This is a genomic window from Streptomyces sp. NPDC029526, assembly GCF_040637405.1.
In the GTDB taxonomy this organism is placed as follows: Bacteria; Actinomycetota; Actinomycetes; order Streptomycetales; family Streptomycetaceae; genus Streptomyces.
This window is the reverse complement of the sequence record NZ_JBEZWE010000006.1, coordinates 322,081-337,538: the sequence shown is the minus strand read 5'-3', so window position 1 is coordinate 337,538 and position 15,458 is coordinate 322,081. Positions and strand designations below refer to the sequence as shown.

At 72.6% G+C, this 15,458-nt stretch carries 10 protein-coding genes and 2 pseudogenes; 9 read left to right on the top strand and 3 right to left on the bottom strand.

The annotated features are described in order from the left end of the window. Window positions 1–202: 202 nt before the first annotated feature. Window positions 203–533, bottom strand: a pseudogene (locus AB0F01_RS17635) (IS982 family transposase); the annotation flags it as partial. A 775-nt stretch (window positions 534–1,308) separates the two neighbouring features. On the opposite strand from AB0F01_RS17635, the gene AB0F01_RS17630 reads away from it, so the two are divergent. The 3 genes from AB0F01_RS17630 to betT all read left to right on the top strand — a co-directional run bounded on the left by AB0F01_RS17630 (window position 1,309) and on the right by betT (window position 7,010). Further along, entirely contained in the window at window positions 1,309–2,775 is a 1,467-nt protein-coding gene (locus AB0F01_RS17630) for an aldehyde dehydrogenase family protein (protein WP_362095957.1), read from the top strand. Window positions 2,776–2,959: 184 nt separating this feature from the next. Beyond that, window positions 2,960–4,534 (top strand): GMC oxidoreductase, encoded by a 1,575-nt coding sequence (locus AB0F01_RS17625; RefSeq protein ID WP_362095954.1) that lies wholly within the window; start codon window positions 2,960–2,962, stop codon window positions 4,532–4,534. A 355-nt stretch (window positions 4,535–4,889) separates the two neighbouring features. Beyond that, window positions 4,890–7,010: a choline BCCT transporter BetT gene (gene betT, locus AB0F01_RS17620; RefSeq protein ID WP_362095951.1), complete on the top strand. Its 2,121-nt coding sequence runs from the start codon at window positions 4,890–4,892 to the stop codon at window positions 7,008–7,010. A 288-nt stretch (window positions 7,011–7,298) separates the two neighbouring features. On the opposite strand, the gene AB0F01_RS17615 is transcribed toward betT, so the two are convergent. Further along, window positions 7,299–7,928 (bottom strand): HD domain-containing protein, encoded by a 630-nt coding sequence (locus AB0F01_RS17615; protein WP_362095948.1) that lies wholly within the window; start codon window positions 7,926–7,928, stop codon window positions 7,299–7,301. Window positions 7,929–8,121: 193 nt separating this feature from the next. Between AB0F01_RS17615 and AB0F01_RS17610 the strand changes: the two genes are divergently transcribed. Next, on the top strand, window positions 8,122–8,661 hold the full coding sequence (locus tag AB0F01_RS17610) for a hypothetical protein (protein ID WP_362095946.1): 540 nt from the start codon (window positions 8,122–8,124) through the stop codon (window positions 8,659–8,661). 36 nt (window positions 8,662–8,697) lie between these two features. On the opposite strand, the gene AB0F01_RS17605 is transcribed toward AB0F01_RS17610, so the two are convergent. Continuing rightward, window positions 8,698–9,489 carry a CDP-alcohol phosphatidyltransferase family protein gene (locus AB0F01_RS17605; RefSeq protein ID WP_362095943.1) on the bottom strand — a complete coding sequence of 264 codons (792 nt, stop codon included), beginning with the start codon at window positions 9,487–9,489 and terminating at the stop codon, window positions 8,698–8,700. A gap of 108 nt (window positions 9,490–9,597) precedes the next feature. Between AB0F01_RS17605 and AB0F01_RS17600 the strand changes: the two genes are divergently transcribed. From AB0F01_RS17600 to AB0F01_RS17580, 5 genes and pseudogenes are all read left to right on the top strand, one after another. Then, window positions 9,598–10,584 (top strand): zinc-binding alcohol dehydrogenase, encoded by a 987-nt coding sequence (locus tag AB0F01_RS17600; RefSeq protein ID WP_362095940.1) that lies wholly within the window; start codon window positions 9,598–9,600, stop codon window positions 10,582–10,584. Window positions 10,585–11,331: 747 nt separating this feature from the next. Beyond that, window positions 11,332–11,730, top strand: coding sequence for a 6-carboxytetrahydropterin synthase (locus AB0F01_RS17595; RefSeq protein WP_362095937.1), 399 nt, complete (start codon window positions 11,332–11,334; stop codon window positions 11,728–11,730). A gap of 167 nt (window positions 11,731–11,897) precedes the next feature. Then, on the top strand, window positions 11,898–13,049 hold the full coding sequence (locus AB0F01_RS17590) for a glycosyltransferase family 4 protein (protein WP_362096065.1): 1,152 nt from the start codon (window positions 11,898–11,900) through the stop codon (window positions 13,047–13,049). After that, window positions 13,046–14,215: a class I SAM-dependent methyltransferase gene (locus AB0F01_RS17585; protein WP_362095934.1), complete on the top strand. Its 1,170-nt coding sequence runs from the start codon at window positions 13,046–13,048 to the stop codon at window positions 14,213–14,215. Before AB0F01_RS17590 ends, AB0F01_RS17585 begins: the two co-directional genes overlap by 4 nt. Beyond that, a pseudogene (locus AB0F01_RS17580) lies at window positions 14,212–15,273 on the top strand (lysylphosphatidylglycerol synthase transmembrane domain-containing protein); the annotation flags it as partial. The gene AB0F01_RS17585 and the pseudogene AB0F01_RS17580, both read left to right, overlap by 4 nt. Between the last annotated feature and the right edge of the window lie 185 nt (window positions 15,274–15,458).

Below are 15,458 nucleotides of genomic sequence, written 5' to 3'. Positions count from 1 at the left end.
CTATGGTGAGGGTGTGGGAATCAGAAGTAGAACAGGTGAAAGTGATCCTCAAGGGCTTGCGGCCGGAGTGTTGAGTCCACGGATTGCACATGCCCAGGCCCGGCCGCGGTCTCAACTGACGGCGGACGGGCCTCCGTCGCGTACCGATGCGCCGACTTGATGATTGAGTCCGATGTCTTCAGTGGTCGTAGGCGATCAGTGGTCATTCGACTGCGGCGCCAGAGGCCCAGTTGTGCCAGATGCCGGCGGCGAGGGCGAGGAGCCGTTGGCCGGTGCGGGCGGAGACTCCGGCGGGGGTTCTCCCGCCGTGCTGTTCGAGGCTGAGCTGGCCTTTGAGGGTGTCGATGACGGCTCGATCCACTCCGGGCTCAGGCGATCTTTCCGTGTCGGAACGAGTCGTCCTTACGGTCCGGTCGCATGAGGTGGGCGCCGAAGCGCTCGCTGACGAAGCTCTCGAACTCCTCCCCGTCGAAGCCCTTGTCGGCGAGGACCACCTGCCCTTGGCGGACGAGGTGGTGGTCGCGTTCCAGCAGCGCGGCCATCACCTCGTGCGAGCCGGCGGCGCGTGCGTTCAACGCCGGTGTTCGGACGAGGACGTCGTGGAAGTGCTGGAACGGCTTCCCGCTCGTCTCCCGGGCCCAGACGGCGACCCGCAGGTGCCAGGCCAGACGCACCGTTGCCCGTGCGCGGATCAATGCGGCGTCGGGGTCGTCGGGGCCGACTCCCGTTCTCACGCTTGCAGCCAACTCCCGGGATGTGCGGTTCGTGGTCTCCCTACGTCGGCTTGAACGGAGCTGCGTCCCCAGTCACCCAGGTCCCTGCTCCGGGTCGGCAATCGGGCCGCAGCGTCCCGGTCGCCACGGGAGGCTGCGGCGCGTGCCTGTTCCACTCGAGGTCAGCAGCGGCCTGCCGGGTGTTCTGGGCCGACTGCGGAAGTGTCTTTCGCCGGCTGATCGAAGGTTCTGGGAGTGCGGGCCCGAGGCAGCCCCTCGGCACCCGCCATCGCGGTCCGCACGGGGAAGCCCGGAGCCGTCTCTCACCGTGTACGGGGAAGGCCGAGCTGCGCCACGGGTTGAGAACTCACCGTCGCTGGGCTCCGCTGATCGGCCGGGAGAGAATGGCGCCGCGTGACCCGGCCGCCGAGGCCCTTCGGGTGGCCGGACCGGCCCCCGACGTTAGCCCGCGCGGGTCAAGCACACCACCCGCTCGCGACATCGGCCGTGCGCCCCGCGCCGCCCCGCCGCAGCATGGCTTTGTTGCCGACCGGCAACCCGATCGGTTCCGGTCGGAAGCGAAGGAGGCCCCGCGATGGGCGAGCTGTACATCGACGGTGAGTGGACGAACGCGGCTGCGGGCGGGCGGCGGGAGGTGGTGAACCCGTACGACGCCTCCGTCGTCACGACGGTCGACGAGGCCGACGCCGCCGACGTGGACCGTGCCGTGCGTGCCGCGCGGCGGGCCTTCGCTGAGGAGGACTGGGCGAACGCACCCACCCGTCGGCGCGCCGACGTGCTGATGCGCGTCCACGACCTGCTGCTGCGCGACCGGGACGAGATCGCCCGCACCGAGACCCTCGACACCGGCAAGACGCTGACCGAGGCCCGCATCGACGTGGAGGACGTGGCGAACGCCTTCCGGTACTTCGCGGAACTGGCAGGCAAGGACGGCGGCCGGGTCGTGGACGTCGGGCCGGACGTGCTCAGCCGGGTCGTGTACCAGCCCGTCGGGGTGTGCGCGCTGATCGCGCCCTGGAACTATCCGCTGCTCCAGGCGTCCTGGAAGGTGGCGCCGGCCCTGGCCGCCGGGAACACCTTCGTCCTCAAGCCGAGCGAGACCACCCCGCTCACCACGATCGCCATGATCCGGCTGATCGAGGAGGCCGGCGCCCCGCCCGGTGTCGCCAACCTGGTGCTGGGTGCCGGGGCGACCGTAGGGGCGGCGCTCACCTCCCATCCCGAGGTCGACCTGGTGTCGTTCACCGGGGGCCTGGCCACCGGACGCGCCATCATGGCGGCCGCCGCCGAGGGGCCGAAGAACATCGCCCTCGAACTGGGCGGCAAGAACCCCAACATCGTGTTCGAGGACGCCGACTTCGACGCGGCCGTGGACTACGCGCTGGACGCGGCCTTCCTGCACGCCGGGCAGGTGTGCTCCGCCGGTTCGCGCCTGCTGGTGCAGGACTCCCTGCACGACCGGTTCGTCGACGCCCTCGCCGAGCGGGCCCGGGCGATCCGTCTCGGCAACGGCATGGAGGAGGGCACCGAGAGCGGGCCGCTCAGTTCCGCCGAGCACCGGGACAAGGTCGAGCGGCACATCGCCGCCGCCCTGGAGGAGGGCGCCCGCCTCGTCACCGGCGGCACCCGCCCCGACGACCCCGCCCTCAGCAACGGCTTCTTCCTGCTGCCCACCATTTTCGCCGACTGCGACCGCACCATGAGCATCGTCCAGGACGAGGTCTTCGGCCCGGTCGTCACCGTCGAGCGCTTCCGCACCGAGGACGAGGCCGTGGAACTGGCCAACGACACCCGCTACGGACTGGCCGGCGGTGTCTGGACCTCCGAGGCGAGCCGCGCCCAGCGCGTCGCCCAGCGACTCCGGCACGGCACCGTGTGGATCAACGACTTCCACCCCTACGTCCCCCAGGCCGAGTGGGGCGGTTTCGGCCGCTCCGGCGTCGGACGCGAGCTGGGACCCACGGGTCTGCGCGAGTACCAGGAGGCCAAGCACATCTACCAGAACCTCGCCCCGGGACCGTCCGGCTGGTTCAAGGGCTGAACCAGCGTCGCCCAGCCCACGGACGGAGCCGACGCAGCCCCCAGCACCCCGAAGACCACGTCAAGGCATGTCAGAGCACGTCAGCACGTCAGAGCCGTCAGAGCACGCCGGAGCGCGTCAGAAGCACGCCGGAGCACGCCGGAGCAGGCAACAGCACGCGAACAGCCCCGAAGAAAGGCACCCCATGGCCGCCCCCACCACCCCGCACGGCGCCGAGTCCTCGTACGACTACGTCATCGTCGGCGGCGGCACCGCCGGCTGTGTCCTCGCCGCCCGACTGAGCGAGGACCCCGACTGCCGCGTCTGCGTGATCGAGGGCGGCCCCAGCGACGTCGGGGACGAGCGCGTCCTGCGCCTGCGCAACTGGATCAACCTGCTGGGGACCGAGTACGACTACGGGTACACCACCGTCGAACAGCCCCGCGGCAACTCGCACATCCTCCACTCCCGGGCCCGTGTCCTCGGCGGGTGCTCCTCGCACAACACCCTGATCAGTTTCATGCCGCTGCCGCAGGACCTCGACGACTGGGTGGCCGCCGGCTGCACCGGCTGGGACCCGGCGACGATCCTGCCGTACCGGGACCGCCTGCTCACCAAGATCGTCCCGGTGGCCGAGGCCGACCGGAACCCCATCGCGAAGGACTTCGTCACCGCCGCCTCCCGCGCCACCGGCGTCCCCGTCATCGACGACTTCAACGCCGACCCCTTCGCCGACGGCACCGGCTTCTTCTCGCTCGCCTACGAGCCCGAGGGCAACCTGCGGTCCTCCGCGTCCGTCGCCTACCTCCACCCCGTCCTGGACCGGCCCAACCTCACCCTCCTCCTGGAGACGTGGGCCCACCGGCTGCTCACCGACGAGGCGGGCCGGCTCACCCGCGTCGCCGTCAGGGGTGCCGACGGGGAGCCCGCCACCGTGCGCGCCGAGCGCGAACTGGTGCTGTGCGCCGGGGCCATCGACACCCCGCGTCTGCTCATGCTGTCCGGCATCGGCCCGGCCGACGACCTGCGCAGCCTGGGCATCGACGTCCATGTCGACCTGCCCGGCGTGGGGGAGAACCTGCTGGACCACCCCGAGTCCATCATCCTCTGGGAGACGGACGGCCCGCTGCCGCCCAACTCCGCCATGGACTCGGACGCCGGCCTGTTCCTCCGGCTCGACAAGGGGCAGCCGCGACCGGACCTGATGTTCCACTTCTACCAGGTGCCGTTCACCGTCAACACCGAACGCCTGGGCTACCCCGTCCCGGAGCACGGCGTCTGCATGACGCCCAACGTGCCCCGGGCGCGCTCCACCGGACGCATGTGGCTGCGCAGTTCGAACCCGTCCGAGCACCCCGCGCTGGACTTCCGGTACTTCACCGACCCAGACGGCCACGACGAACGCACCATCGTCGAAGGGCTGAAGCTGGCCCGTGAGGTCGCCGCGACCGACCCGCTCAAGGACTGGCTCGTCCGCGAGGTCGCCCCCGGCCCGACCGTCACCTCCGACGCCGACCTGTCGGAGTACGGGCGCCGCGCCGCCCACACCGTCTACCACCCGGCGGGCACCTGCCGCATGGGGGCGGCGGACGACCCGATGGCCGTCTGCGACCCGGAGATGAGGCTGCGCGGCGTCGAGGGCGTGCGGATCGTCGACGCGTCGGTGTTCCCGACGATGCCGACGATCAACCCCATGGTCACGGTGCTGCTCGCCGCCGAACGCGCCGCCGATCTCCTCACCGGCAGGCAGGGGCCGAACGGCGGGAGCGGGACGCGGTGAGGGGGCCTGGGCCGCGACGGGCCGGCGGCGCCTTCGGGTTTCCCTTCTCCGGAACCCGCCCCGCCGGGCGGCCGGCCCCGGCCGTACGTGTCGCACAGGCTCGCGCCCCGGCGGTCCCGACCGCGTCCCACGGAGCACACCCGCCCCATCGACCACGGGGCCGAGTGGGTTTCCAGCCGGTCCGGCCGGTTCGATCCGCTGCCACCGGGGCATCAGGACTCTGCCTCGCCCCACGTGCCCCGTTCCCCGGGGCGTTCGAGCAATGACCTGAGGCCCTGCGAGGGCCGCGGACAACGGCAGTTGCCGCCCGCGCGGGACGGCATGTCCCGGGCCTCAGCGAAGGAGGAATGCGACCATGTCGAGCGCTGGAGACAAGAATCCCGCAGCGGTACCGGACGACGTGCAGGCGGACGAGGAGGCGGGACCGGCCCGGCTCAAGCCGGTCGTCTTCTTCGGCGCCGCCGGCCTGGTCCTCGCCATCTCGATCTGGGCGATCATCACGCCGAGCGGTGCGGAGACGGCGATCGGTGTGGCGGTCGGCAAGATCTCCAGCTGGTTCGGCTGGTACTACTTCGTCGCGGCGACCCTCTACCTGGTCTTCGTGGTGTTCATCGCGCTGTCCAAGTACGGCACCGTCAAGCTGGGCCCGAAGCATTCCAAGCCGGACTACGGCCTCTTCACCTGGGGCTCGATGCTGTTCGCGGCCGGCATCGGCATCGACCTGATGTTCTTCTCCGTCTCCGGGCCGGTCAGCCACTACCTCGCCCCGCCGCAGGGCGATCCGGAGACGCTCGAAGCAGCGCGTCAGGCCGTCGTGTGGACCCTGTTCCACTACGGCATCACCGGCTGGGCGATGTACGCGCTGATGGGCATGGCCCTCGGTTACTTCTCCTTCCGCTACAAGCTGCCGCTCGCGATCCGCTCGGCGCTCTACCCGATCATCGGCCGCCGCATCCACGGCCGGATCGGCGACACCGTCGACCTGGCGGCCATCATCGGCACGGTCTTCGGCATCGGCGTGACCCTCGGCATCGGTGTCGTCCAGCTCAACTACGGTCTGAAGGTCCTCTTCGACGTGCCGGAGGGGCTGGCCGCGCAGATCGCCCTGATCGTCGTCGCCGTGGGTATGGCCACCGCGTCGGCCGCATCCGGTGTGGACAAGGGCATCCGCCGGCTGTCGCAGCTCAACGTCCTCCTCGCCGCCCTGCTGATGTTCTACATCCTCGTCGTCGACGAACCGTTCCGGCTGCTGAACGCCGTCGTCCAGAACGTCGGGGACTACGTCAGCGGCTTCCCCTCGATGACGCTCAACACCTTCGCCTACGACCAGCCCACCGAGTGGCTGGACGCGTGGACGCTGTTCTTCTGGGCGTGGTGGATCGCCTGGGCGCCGTTCGTCGGACTCTTCCTGGCCCGCATCTCGCGCGGCCGGACCCTGCGCGAGTTCATCGCCGCCACGCTGATCATCCCGTTCCTGTTCACCGGCGCCTTCCTGGCCATCTTCGGCAACAGCGCCCTGTTCCTGGTGCGCGACGGGAACAAGGGATTCGGCGAAACCGCCATGAACGTCCCCGAACAGGGCTTCTACACCTTGCTGGACCAGTACCCGGGCTTCCTCTTCAGCGCCGGACTGGCGACGTTCGTCGGACTGCTGCTCTACGTCACCTCCGCCGACTCCGGGGCCCTGGTCATGGGCAACCTCAGCGCGGAGCTGCCCACTCCGGTGACCGACGCGCCCACCTGGCTGCGCATCTTCTGGGCGGTCGCGACGGGTCTGCTCACGCTCGCCATGCTGATCGTGGGCGGCGTCCAGGCCCTCACCAACGCCACCATCATCATGGGTCTGCCCTTCTCCTTCGTGATGTTCCTGATCATGGCCGGGCTCTTCCTGGCGTTGCGCACCGAACGCATGCTCGTCGAGGCCAAGGACACCACCCTTCCCGGATCGCTGTCCGGGCGCATGGCGCAGCACGGTCTGCCGGGGGCGCCGAACTGGCGGCACCGGCTGGCCCGGACCATGTCCTTCCCCGGCCGTCGGACGGCCGCCCGGTTCGTCGACCAGGTGTGCCGACCCGCATTCCAGGAGGTCGCCCAGGAACTGCGGCAGCAGGGAACGGAGGCCGAGGTCGTGGAGGGGGTCGTCGAGAACACCGGCCTCCCGCACGTCGGTCTGCGCGTACCGATCGGCACCAGCGACGAGTTTGTTTACGAGGTCTGGCCCGTCGAGCGGCCGACGCCCGCCTTCGCCACCCGGTCGGTCACCACGCACGACACCTACGTCCGCTTCGAGGTCCGGCTCGCCGAGGGCAACCAGGACTACGACGTCATGGGGTACACGAAGGAACAGCTCATCGCCGACGCCCTCGACCAGTACGAACGGCACCTCGAATTCCTGCGGGTGCGTCACGAGGCCAGCCGCTCCGGCTTCCCGGACCACCGTCCGGACGCCCCGGACGCCCACCTGCCGGAGGCGTAGGACCGGGCCGCGACCCGGCCGGGGTCAGGCCCTCGGCGGCCCCGGCCGCCGGATCGCCGGGCCTGCCGGGGCCACCGCTTGGCTGCTGGGCCGCACGACCGCCGGACCGCCCGACCGCTGGACCGCTGGACCGGCTGCCGGTCAGCCGGACTGCTGGCCTGCCGCGCTGTCGCAGGCGCCCAGGCGCCCAGACGGCTGGCGGGGCCTGCGGCCCGGCGCCCCGGCGGGCAAGGCGGCCCGGGCGTCCGGAGGCGCAGTGGCGCAGTGGCGCAGTGTGCGGCCCCGTCCTCAGAACTCCTCGGCCGGGCGGTTGGGGAGAGGGAGGGCCGGCGCCCCGTGGGGCGGCACGGGGCGCGCGAGATCCGGGTCCCCGAACTCCGCGCGCAGCGCCTCGAAAGCGGTCACCTTGTCCTCACCGAAGCGTCGGACGTGGTCGCGGTACTCCTCGGGGGAGAGGAACGACGACGGCCTGGACTTGGTGTGGAACTTGTCCGCGTACATCACCAGCCTCTCCTCCACCGTCTCCGCCAGGTAGTCGGCGGGAGGCAGCGGCAGGCCCTGCTTCAGGATGTCGTCCCGGGTGAGTCCCACTCCGGTGTGGTGGGAGCAGAACCGGCGCAGGGTCTCGGGAAGTTCCTCCCGCTCGAGGATCTCGTGTCCCAGCAGGCCGTGGCGGACGTAGTTGCGGTGGTCGAGCCGTCCGTCGGCCCCGTAGAGCCGGTAGACCCCGATGTCGTGGAGGAGGCAGCCGGCGCGGACCAGTTCGGCGTCCACATGGGAGAGACGGGGGTCGGAGAGCAGCTGCTCGGCGACACTCCAGACGATCTCGCAGCGCTGGTGGACGAGGTCGAACGCCTCGGCCGTCGGTGCGTACCGCTCGTGCAGGGCGCGGATCTCGTCTGGTCCCGGAATGCGCATCCGGGGAGGGTAACAACGGGGGCCTGCGTCAGCGGGCTGCGGGCCGTGTCACGCGATCGGGTGATGTCTCGGGGAACGGGCACGCGACGACCGGGCGGGCCGTTCGACGGAGTGACGGGGACTTCTTCCGAGGAGGGGAAAGCTCCTCCGTCCGGACGGACACTCACTCACCACACACAACGGGGGCACACAGATGGGTCTGCACTTCCACCGCAATCCTGACGGTACGACGACCGGGCGCAACGAGGCCAACGGCTTCACGGTGACGCACCGCGACGAGGAGGAGGTCAAGCGGCAGTTGTACGAGGACGCCGGGTGGACGTACACGCCCCCGCCGCCACCGGTCCCGCGCGGGTTCCACCGATTCCCGCTGGTGCACGAGGAGTTCGAGACGGCCGGGTTCGGGGACGAACGGTACGCGCAGGTGCGGAGGCATCCCCCGAAGGGGTGCGTTCCCGTCGACTGGGGGTGCTTCGCGCTGGAGTGCGAGCGGCCGGGGCGGACCCTCATGGACGCGGTCGCCGGCACGGTCGCGGAGATCCGGCGCGAGCACGGGCTGGTGATGACCAGCCTGGGCGTGGAGAAGCCGGACGAGTGGCTCGGCTCCGACCGGGACGGCCCGGCGGCGCGGACCGTGGCCCACCTGCTGCTGATGGCCGCCCACCGGGCGCGGATGCTCGGATACGGGCGCAAGGATCTCGTCCGGCTGCTCGACGCGACGGGGATCGCGTAGAGCGGGGCAGGGAGGCGTGCGGCCCCTGGCCCCGTGTCAGCCGGCGACCAGTTCCCGCCGGCCGGACTGCTCGGGCGACGGCTGCTGACCGGCCTGCCCGACCGGCGTCGCCGGGACCCGTGAGGTCCGCCACAGCCAGAACACGTCCCGGCCGAACGACCACAGCAGCAGTCCCAGCGCCAGCGCGACCACCGCGACGTTGGCCGCGTGCGGCAGCAGGGCCGCACCCGCCAGCAGCAACAGCACGCCCTGCAGCGCGGCCACGGTCTTGCGGGCCGTACTCGGCGGCAGAGGGGCGGTCAGCCAGGGCCAGACGCGTGCCGCGGCGACGAAGCCGTACCGCATGCCGCCGATCAGCAGCACCCATGGCCCCATCGTGATCGACAGGTACACGCTCAACACGAGGATCAGAAAGGCATCCACCTCCATGTCGAACCGGGCACCCAGCGCAGTCGACGTACCCGTCCTGCGCGCCACCTTGCCGTCGACGCCGTCGAGGAACAGGGCCACGGCCGTCAGGCCCACGAAGAGGGAGACGGGCGGTGAGTCGTGGAAGGAGTCGGCCACCAGGGCGGTGACGCCGCCGACGAGAACGGTCCGGCCGAGCGTGACACGGTTGGCGGCGCCGAAGGAGCGTGACCCGGACCGGTGCAGCGCCCGGGAGAGGACCGCCCAGGTCGCGAGGGCGAACGCGAGACCGGTGAGCCAGCCCGCCGGCCCCATGCCGATCGCCGAGCCGACCAGCACCAGCAGCAGGATCTGGATGCCCGCCCCCACGGCGGCCTCCTGCTGTACAGGCCTCGCGTCGTAACTGTTGTTCAGGGCCACCGAACACCCTCCGGCCGAGTGACAGATTTGATCAACGCCGCTACCTTGTGCGCGGCCTGTGCACCCCTCGGTACGCGTGCAGGTTCCCGATCGTTCAGGAGGATTTCGATGGACCGCACTGCTCGCGCGTTCTGGCTCGCCTCGCCCGGACGGGGCGAGATCCGCGAGGTGCGGCTGCCTCGGCCGGGCGACGACGACGTGCTGGTGCGGTCGTTGTACACCGGAGTGAGCCGGGGAACGGAGACTCTCGTGTTCCGCGGCGGGGTGCCCGAGAGCCAGCACGCGGCGATGCGGGCGCCGTTCCAGGAGGGCGACTTCCCGGGACCGGTGAAGTACGGATACCTCAACGTCGGGGTCGTCGAGGAGGGGCCGTCGCACCTCACCGGCCGGACCGTCTTCAGCCTCTACCCGCACCAGACGCGGTACGTCGTGCCGGCCGACGCGGTGACCCCTGTGCCCGACGGGGTGCCCGCTGGCCGGGCGGTGCTGGCCGGGACCGTGGAGACCGCGGTGAACGCCCTGTGGGACGCGGCTCCTCTCATCGGTGACCGGATCGCGGTGATCGGCGGGGGAATGGTCGGCTGTTCGGTGGCCGCCCTGCTGGCCCGCTTCCCCGGTGTCCGTGTGCAGCTCGTCGACAGCGATCCGGCCCGGGAGGCCACCGCTCGCGCCCTCGGCGTGGACTACGCCCTCCCGGAGGACGCCCGCGGCGCGTGCGATCTCGTCGTGCACGCCAGCGCCACCGAGCAAGGGCTCGGCCGGGCCCTGGAACTGCTGACCGCCGAGGGCACGGTCATCGAGCTGAGCTGGTACGGAGACCGCCGGGTCGCGCTGCCGCTCGGCGAAGCCTTCCACTCACGCCGGCTGGTCATCCGCAGCAGTCAGGTCGGTACCGTCTCCCCGGCTCGCGCTGGCCGCACCTACGCCGACCGGCTGGCCCTCGCCCTGGACCTGCTGGCCGATCCGGCGCTCGACGCCCTGATCACGGGGGAGTCCGCATTCGAGGAACTGCCGGACGTCATGCCCCGGTTGGCCTCCGGCGACATCCCCGCCCTGTGCCACCGCGTGCGCTACGACAACGACGACAACGCCTGACCCGGCGCACGAGCCCACGAGCCGCTCCGACCGACCGACCGATCCACCCACCCCGGCCGAGCCGCCCATCCTCGACCGACCCGCCCACCCCCGACCGACCCGCCCACCCCCGACCGACCACGCACTGCTCCCACGGCGTCCGCTCCCGAAGGCTGCCGCGCCGGACGGGGTCGGGACATCCGCAGCGCACGTACCAGCCACACTCGCACCGGGGCCCCCGGCGGATGCGCAGCCCGCTGGACCGGAATCTCCGCCGGGTGGGTGCGCGACGTGCCCCACTCGAAACCCGGCTGATTTGCCGCCCTGCCGCCCTGCCGCACTGCCCCCTTCCGTTCCGCCGCCCTGTCGTCCTCGCCACCCATGGCCGCCGCACGCGTCACCTGCGTCGGTGCGCCTCTCCTCGACCACCCGGGGGCACCGCCCCGCGACCATGCCGCCCCCGGTGTCGGCCACCGGAGGAGTCGTTGGCCGTTCGCCCACCGTTCCGGTCACCGGACGAGCCGACTCGTTCCGCCCGCCACGACACCACCGCCCGCCCCACCGGGCCCCACCGCCGGCCCCGCGCCCACTCCCCGGTCTCCCGGCCCGCTCCCCACCACGCCGGCGACCGCAAGGAACCGGCCGCCCCGCTGACCTGAGAAAAGAGGTACCGAAGGCTGAACACGGGAAGGGAGTCAGCCGTACTACACGACATCCCCGGCGGACTTCGGCCGGGGAGCAGACGCGCCGCACCTGGAGGGTCGTCCGTTGTTCAGCATCACCGTCCGCGATCACATCATGATCGCCCACAGTTTCCGCGGCGAGGTCTTCGGACCGGCCCAGCGCCTGCACGGGGCCACGTTCCTCGTGGACGCCACGTTCCGGCGTGAACAGCTGGACCAGGACAACATCGTCGTCGACATCGGTCTCGCCACGCAGGAACTCGGGGCCCTCGTCAGCGAGCTGAACTATCGAAACCTCGACAACGAGCCGGACTTCGCGGGGATCAACACGTCGACCGAGTACCTGGCCAAGGTCATCGCCGACCGGCTGGCGGAGCGCATCCACAAGGGCGCCCTCGGGGAAGGCGCCAAGGGCCTCTCGGGGCTCACCGTCACGCTGCACGAGTCGCACATCGCGTGGGCGAGTTACGAGCGTGCGCTGTGACCGACACGACCCTGCGCACCGCCGACACAGCCGCGACCACAGCCACAGCGACCACCACCGCCACAGCCGCCGAAACCGCTGCCACGGCCGCCGAAGCCGGCCCCACGGCCACCGAAGCCGGTGGCGCCGCCTCCGGCACCACCGCTGAACGGGCGAGGACCACCCGTCTGGGCTATGTTCCCCGACAGGCGTCCTCTCCCAGGAACGACGGGATCATCCCCATGTCCCTGCGCATGGTCCACTTCGTGATGCCGGGCGGTGTCGACGACCCGTCCGCGCCCAGCGGCGGCAATGCCTACGACCGCCGGGTCTGCCTCGACCTGCCCGGATTCGGGTGGGGCGTCCACAAGCACGCCGTGGCCGGTTCCTGGCCCCGCCCCGACTCAGCCGCCCGTGCACACCTCGCCCGCACGCTGCGCCGGCTCCCTGACGGCACCGCCGTCCTCCTCGACGGGCTGGTCGCCTGCGGTGTCCCGGACATCATCGTGCCCGAGGCGGAACGCCTGCGGCTGGCCGTGCTGGTCCACCTCCCGCTCGGTGACGAGACCGGGCTGGAGCCCGCCATGGCCGCGGAGCTGGACACCCGCGAGCGGGCGGTGCTCCGCGCGGTGCACGCGGTCGTCGCCACCAGCGACTGGGCGGTACGCCGCCTCGTCTCCCACCACGGCCTCGACCCCGAGCGGGTCCACGTGGCCGCGCCCGGAGCCGACATCGCGCCCCTCGCCCCCGGCACCGACGGAGTCTCCCGGCTGCTGTGCGTCGCGGCCGTGACCCCGCGCAAGGGCCAGCACCGGCTGGTGGAGGCCCTGGCGACGGTGGCCGACCTGCCGTGGACGTGCAGCCTCGTGGGCGGGACCGCCCACGACCCCGAGTACGTGGCCCACCTGCAGTCCCTGATCCGCACACACGGGCTGGAGGACCGGCTGGAACTGGCCGGGCCGCGGTCCGGCGCCGACCTCGACGCCAGCTACGCCGCCGCCGACCTGATGGTCCTCACCTCCTACGCCGAGACGTACGGGATGGCGGTCACCGAGGCCCTGGCCAGGGGCATCCCGGTCCTGGCGACCGACGTGGGCGGGCTGCCCGAGGCGGTCGGGCGCGCACCGGACGGCGGAGTGCCGGGCATCCTGGTTCCGCCGGAGGACCCGGCCGCCATCGCCGCCGAACTGCGCGGCTGGTTCGGCGAGCCGGACGTCCGGCGCCGGCTGAAGGCCGCCGCCCGCGGACGGCGTGCCGCGCTCGGCGGCTGGGCGAGCACCGCTCAGAGTCTGGCCGGCGTCCTGCGCCGGCTGCCGGCCGAGTCCCGGAGGGCCGCATGACCGAGCAGGTGACGACACCGCACGCCGGGGTGATCCCGGCCCAGCCCGGACCTCGGCAGGCCGCGGACACGGCCACCGGTCCGCGAGGGGGAACCATGCACGCGGGGAACCACACCGCAGGAACCCCGGCCGGGTCGGCCGGGTCGGCCGGATCTGCCGGATCCTCCGTCATCCCCGGTGCCGGCCCCGTCGCCCCACCGGCGGCAGCCGCCCCCGCTGCCCCGCCCCGATCACCCGCCGCCGCAGACGACGCGGCGCCCGGGCCCACCGCCCCCGGCGCGCTCCGGCCCGGCGAGCGGGCGACCGTGAAGCTGCGCGACACCGGCACCGAGGAACCGGCCCGGTACGCGCCCGAGTGGCTGCAGCTGCGGGAGCCCGCCGACGCGGTCGCCCGCTCCCACGACCTCCTCGACCCGCTGCGCATCCGGCTCGCCAACCTGCCGCAACGGGCCGACGGCCTGGTCATCCACGACATTGGCTGCGGCACTGGTTCCATGGGCCGCTGGCTCGCCCCGCACCTGGACGGTGCCCAGCACTGGATCCTGTACGACCGTGACCCCTACCTGCTGCACTTCGCGGCGGTGGGCTCTCCCCGGTCCTCCGCCGACGGCAGCCGGGTGTCCGTCGAAACCCGGCGCGGCGACGTCGCCCGGCTCACCCCGGACGCCCTGTCCGGCGCGTCCCTCGTCACGGCCTCCGCGCTGCTGGACGTCCTGACGCGAGAAGAGGTCGGCGCCCTCGCCGCGGCCTGTGCGGGTGCGGGCTGCCCGGCCCTGCTCACGCTGTCGGTCGCCGGACGCGTCGAACTGACCGCCCCGCATCCGATGGACCAGGAGATCACCGAGGCGTTCAACGACCACCAACGCCGGGGCGGTCTGCTCGGTCCCGACGCGGCGACGGCAGCCGCCGACGCGTTCGCCGAGCACGGCGCGACCGTGCGGCTGACGCCGAGCCCCTGGCGGCTGGGCCCGGAGCAGGCCGCCCTGACCGAGCAGTGGCTGCGCGGCTGGGTCGGCGCAGCGGTCGAGGAACGTCCGGCTCTGGCGGAGCGCGCCGGGCAGTACCTGAAGGAGCGCCTGGAAGCCTGCGCGGCAGGGGAGTTGCGGGTGGTCGTCCACCACACCGACCTGCTGGCCCTCTGTCGGCCGTCGGGCAGCACCGCATGAGTGCGCGGCTAGCGCCCGCCCCCGCTGCCGGGCCGTCCGCCACCCCGGCCGACGCGCCGCGGACAGCAGCGGGCCGGCAGGAGACGGGGGAGGAGTCGGCGGGACTGCCCGGCGCCCGAGGCCGCGCGCGGGTCCTGCTCGCGCGGCTCAACACCCCGGTCGTGCGCACCCGTCTCGGCACCCTCGCCGGGGTGGCCATCCTGGCCGTGCTGATGTGGCGCCTGGGCACCGGGGTCCTCCTGGACGGACTGCGCCGGATCGACGGCCCGGCCCTGCTCGCCGCGCTCGTGGTCGGGCTGGTCACGACCGTGTTCAGCGCCTGGCGCTGGTCCCTGGTGTCCCGGGGCCTGGGCATCCGGCTGCCGCTCGGCCGCGCCGTCGCCGACTACTACCGGGCCCTCTTCCTCAACGCGGCCCTGCCCGGCGGCGTGGTGGGCGACGTCCACCGGGCCGTGCACCACGGGCGCAGCAGCGGTGACCTGGGACGCGGCGTGCGGGCCGTGGTCCTGGAACGGGCGGCCGGGCAGCTCGCGCTGTTCGCCGCCGGTGCCGCCGTGCTGCTCATCATGCCCTCCCCGGTGCTCGACGAGGTCCGGCACGCCGCTCCGCTCGTGGGCCTCGGCGCGCTGGGTGCCTGTGCGGTCGCCCTCGCACTGCGCATGAACCGGGCGGCACCGTCCCGGCGCGGCCGGGCCCTGCGCCGGATGCTCGCCGAAGCCCGGGAGGGCCTGCTCTCCCGCAGCAACGGCCCCGGGGTGCTGATGTCCTCGCTCGTCGTCCTGACGGGGCACGTCGCGATGTTCGTGCTCGCGGCCCGCGTCACCGGGACGGACGCGGCGGTGAGCCGCCTGCTGCCGCTCGCCGTGCTGGCCCTGCTCGCCATGAGCTTGCCGCTGAACGTCGGCGGGTGGGGGCCCCGGGAGGGCGTCACCGCGTGGGCGTTCGGCGCCGCCGGACTCGGTGCGGGCCAGGGGCTGGCCGTGGCGGTGGTGTACGGGGTGCTGTGCCTGGTGGCCAGCCTGCCGGGGCTCGTCGTCCTCGCCGTCCGCTGGCACGCGGGACTGCGTGGCGCCCGGCGGGCCGTCGCCGCTCCCGAGGCGCCGGGGGCGGGCGGCGCCGGCCACCCGTGCGCCTCGCTCCACACCGTGGTGCCGGACGTGTCAGGGCCGTCCGGCACCCAGGTCGCCGCGCCCGCCCCGTCCGTAGTGCCCGCCCAGGTCGCCGTGCCCGCCCCGTCTGTAGT

What these genes read in the sequence shown, in the direction of transcription:
- AB0F01_RS17610 (WP_362095946.1), top strand. Translation starts at nt 8,122, where the DNA reads ATGGGTCTGCACTTCCACCGCAATCCTGACGGTACGACGACCGGGCGC.
- betT (WP_362095951.1), top strand. Translation starts at nt 4,890, where the DNA reads ATGTCGAGCGCTGGAGACAAGAATCCCGCAGCGGTACCGGACGACGTG.
- AB0F01_RS17625 (WP_362095954.1), top strand. Translation starts at nt 2,960, where the DNA reads ATGGCCGCCCCCACCACCCCGCACGGCGCCGAGTCCTCGTACGACTAC.
- AB0F01_RS17600 (WP_362095940.1), top strand. Translation starts at nt 9,598, where the DNA reads ATGGACCGCACTGCTCGCGCGTTCTGGCTCGCCTCGCCCGGACGGGGC.
- AB0F01_RS17615 (WP_362095948.1), bottom strand. Translation starts at nt 7,928, where the DNA reads ATGCGCATTCCGGGACCAGACGAGATCCGCGCCCTGCACGAGCGGTAC.
- AB0F01_RS17630 (WP_362095957.1), top strand. Translation starts at nt 1,309, where the DNA reads ATGGGCGAGCTGTACATCGACGGTGAGTGGACGAACGCGGCTGCGGGC.
- AB0F01_RS17585 (WP_362095934.1), top strand. Translation starts at nt 13,046, where the DNA reads ATGACCGAGCAGGTGACGACACCGCACGCCGGGGTGATCCCGGCCCAG.